The sequence below is a fragment of the Escherichia sp. XD33 genome (assembly GCF_019375075.1).
GTDB lineage: Bacteria > Pseudomonadota > Gammaproteobacteria > Enterobacterales > Enterobacteriaceae > Enterobacter > Enterobacter flexneri_A.
On sequence record NZ_JAENDM010000129.1, the window covers coordinates 1 to 3,289 of the forward strand.

Here is a 3,289-nt window from a genome sequence, read left to right on the forward strand (position 1 = left end):
CTCAGCATTTTATTATGGTGATCCCCTGGGCGAAATGCGCCTGGTAAGCAGAGTTTTTGAAATGTAAGGCCTTTGAATAAGACAAAAGGCTGCCTCATCGCTAACTTTGCAACAGTGCCTTTAAGCGTGCATAATAAGCCCTACACAAATTGGGAGTTAGACATCATGAGCAACGCAAAAACAAAGTTAGGCATCACAAAGTACAGCATCGTGACCAACAGCAACGATTCCGTCACACTGCGCCTCATGACTGAGCATGACCTTGCGATGCTCTATGAGTGGCTAAATCGATCTCATATCGTCGAGTGGTGGGGCGGAGAAGAAGCACGCCCGACACTTGCTGACGTACAGGAACAGTACTTGCCAAGCGTTTTAGCGCAAGAGTCCGTCACTCCATACATTGCAATGCTGAATGGAGAGCCGATTGGGTATGCCCAGTCGTACGTTGCTCTTGGAAGCGGGGACGGACGGTGGGAAGAAGAAACCGATCCAGGAGTACGCGGAATAGACCAGTTACTGGCGAATGCATCACAACTGGGCAAAGGCTTGGGAACCAAGCTGGTTCGAGCTCTGGTTGAGTTGCTGTTCAATGATCCCGAGGTCACCAAGATCCAAACGGACCCGTCGCCGAGCAACTTGCGAGCGATCCGATGCTACGAGAAAGCGGGGTTTGAGAGGCAAGGTACCGTAACCACCCCATATGGTCCAGCCGTGTACATGGTTCAAACACGCCAGGCATTCGAGCGAACACGCAGTGATGCCTAACCCTTCCATCGAGGGGGACGTCCAAGGGCTGGCGCCCTTGGCCGCCCCTCATGTCAAACGTTGGGCGAACCCGGAGCCTCATTAATTGTTAGCCGTTAAAATTAAGCCCTTTACCAAACCAATACTTATTATGAAAAACACAATACATATCAACTTCGCTATTTTTTTAATAATTGCAAATATTATCTACAGCAGCGCCAGTGCATCAACAGATATCTCTACTGTTGCATCTCCATTATTTGAAGGAACTGAAGGTTGTTTTTTACTTTACGATGCATCCACAAACGCTGAAATTGCTCAATTCAATAAAGCAAAGTGTGCAACGCAAATGGCACCAGATTCAACTTTCAAGATCGCATTATCACTTATGGCATTTGATGCGGAAATAATAGATCAGAAAACCATATTCAAATGGGATAAAACCCCCAAAGGAATGGAGATCTGGAACAGCAATCATACACCAAAGACGTGGATGCAATTTTCTGTTGTTTGGGTTTCGCAAGAAATAACCCAAAAAATTGGATTAAATAAAATCAAGAATTATCTCAAAGATTTTGATTATGGAAATCAAGACTTCTCTGGAGATAAAGAAAGAAACAACGGATTAACAGAAGCATGGCTCGAAAGTAGCTTAAAAATTTCACCAGAAGAACAAATTCAATTCCTGCGTAAAATTATTAATCACAATCTCCCAGTTAAAAACTCAGCCATAGAAAACACCATAGAGAACATGTATCTACAAGATCTGGATAATAGTACAAAACTGTATGGGAAAACTGGTGCAGGATTCACAGCAAATAGAACCTTACAAAACGGATGGTTTGAAGGGTTTATTATAAGCAAATCAGGACATAAATATGTTTTTGTGTCCGCACTTACAGGAAACTTGGGGTCGAATTTAACATCAAGCATAAAAGCCAAGAAAAATGCGATCACCATTCTAAACACACTAAATTTATAAAAAATCTAATGGCAAAATCGCCCAACCCTTCAATCAAGTCGGGACGGCCAAAAGCAAGCTTTTGGCTCCCCTCGCTGGCGCTCGGCGCCCCTTATTTCAAACGTTAGACGGCAAAGTCACAGACCGCGGGATCTCTTATGACCAACTACTTTGATAGCCCCTTCAAAGGCAAGCTGCTTTCTGAGCAAGTGAAGAACCCCAATATCAAAGTTGGGCGGTACAGCTATTACTCTGGCTACTATCATGGGCACTCATTCGATGACTGCGCACGGTATCTGTTTCCGGACCGTGATGACGTTGATAAGTTGATCATCGGTAGTTTCTGCTCTATCGGGAGTGGGGCTTCCTTTATCATGGCTGGCAATCAGGGGCATCGGTACGACTGGGCATCATCTTTCCCGTTCTTTTATATGCAGGAAGAACCTGCATTCTCAAGCGCACTCGATGCCTTCCAAAAAGCAGGTAATACTGTCATTGGCAATGACGTTTGGATCGGCTCTGAGGCAATGGTCATGCCCGGAATCAAGATCGGGCACGGTGCGGTGATAGGCAGCCGCTCGTTGGTGACAAAAGATGTGGAGCCTTACGCTATCGTTGGCGGCAATCCCGCTAAGAAGATTAAGAAACGCTTCACCGATGAGGAAATTTCATTGCTTCTGGAGATGGAGTGGTGGAATTGGTCACTGGAGAAGATCAAAGCGGCAATGCCCATGCTGTGCTCGTCTAATATTGTTGGCCTGCACAAGTATTGGCTCGAGTTTGCCGTCTAACAATTCAATCAAGCCGATGCCGCTTCGCGGCACGGCTTATTTCAGGCGTTATGCAGCCAAATCCCAACAATTAAGGGTCTTAAAATGGTAAAAGATTGGATTCCCATCTCTCATGATAATTACAAGCAGGTGCAAGGACCGTTCTATCATGGAACCAAAGCCAATTTGGCGATTGGTGACTTGCTAACCACAGGGTTCATCTCTCATTTCGAGGACGGTCGTATTCTTAAGCACATCTACTTTTCAGCCTTGATGGAGCCAGCAGTTTGGGGAGCTGAACTTGCTATGTCACTGTCTGGCCTCGAGGGTCGCGGCTACATATACATAGTTGAGCCAACAGGACCGTTCGAAGACGATCCGAATCTTACGAACAAAAAATTTCCCGGTAATCCAACACAGTCCTATAGAACCTGCGAACCCTTGAGAATTGTTGGCGTTGTTGAAGACTGGGAGGGGCATCCTGTTGAATTAATAAGGGGAATGTTGGATTCGTTAGAGGACTTAAAGCGCCGTGGTTTACACGTCATTGAAGACTAGTCCTTTGCATAACAAAGCCATCAAACCGGACGCCAGAGATTCCGCGCCTGTTGCGCATGGCTTCGCCATTTTATGCGCAATAGGCGCGCCACCCTGTCGCCGTTTATGGCGGCGTTGGGCGCACAATAAGGCTCCTCGCAGAGTTGCTTGAAAGTTGTTACGATTCAAATTCAATCATGAGATAGTCAGCAGATGAGCACTTCCAAGAACGCAGACAAGTAAGCCGCAGCAACCTTCATTTTTCGGTTGTTGCGGC

Annotated in this window: 4 protein-coding genes; all 4 read left to right on the top strand. The window is 46.1% G+C overall.

Translation table 11 applies throughout. From position 1 onward, the window contains the following. Positions 1-210: 210 nt before the first annotated feature. Entirely contained in the window at positions 211-765 is a 555-nt protein-coding gene (locus K0778_RS25285; RefSeq protein ID WP_063840321.1) for a fluoroquinolone-acetylating aminoglycoside 6'-N-acetyltransferase AAC(6')-Ib-cr5, read from the top strand. A gap of 130 nt (positions 766-895) precedes the next feature. Further along, on the top strand, positions 896-1,726 hold the full coding sequence (locus K0778_RS25290) for an oxacillin-hydrolyzing class D beta-lactamase OXA-1 (RefSeq protein WP_001334766.1): 831 nt from the start codon (positions 896-898) through the stop codon (positions 1,724-1,726). 137 nt (positions 1,727-1,863) lie between these two features. Then, positions 1,864-2,496: a type B-3 chloramphenicol O-acetyltransferase CatB3 gene (locus tag K0778_RS25295; RefSeq protein WP_000186237.1), complete on the top strand. Its 633-nt coding sequence runs from the start codon at positions 1,864-1,866 to the stop codon at positions 2,494-2,496. 84 nt (positions 2,497-2,580) lie between these two features. Then, a complete protein-coding gene (locus K0778_RS25300) occupies positions 2,581-3,033 on the top strand; it encodes an NAD(+)--rifampin ADP-ribosyltransferase Arr-2 (RefSeq protein ID WP_000237816.1) in 453 nt (150 codons plus the stop codon). The last annotated feature ends 256 nt before the right edge of the window (positions 3,034-3,289 follow it).

Coding starts and splice junctions, on each gene's coding strand:
- K0778_RS25290 (WP_001334766.1), top strand. CDS start 896: ATGAAAAACACAATACATATCAACTTCGCTATTTTTTTAATAATTGCA.
- K0778_RS25300 (WP_000237816.1), top strand. CDS start 2,581: ATGGTAAAAGATTGGATTCCCATCTCTCATGATAATTACAAGCAGGTG.
- K0778_RS25295 (WP_000186237.1), top strand. CDS start 1,864: ATGACCAACTACTTTGATAGCCCCTTCAAAGGCAAGCTGCTTTCTGAG.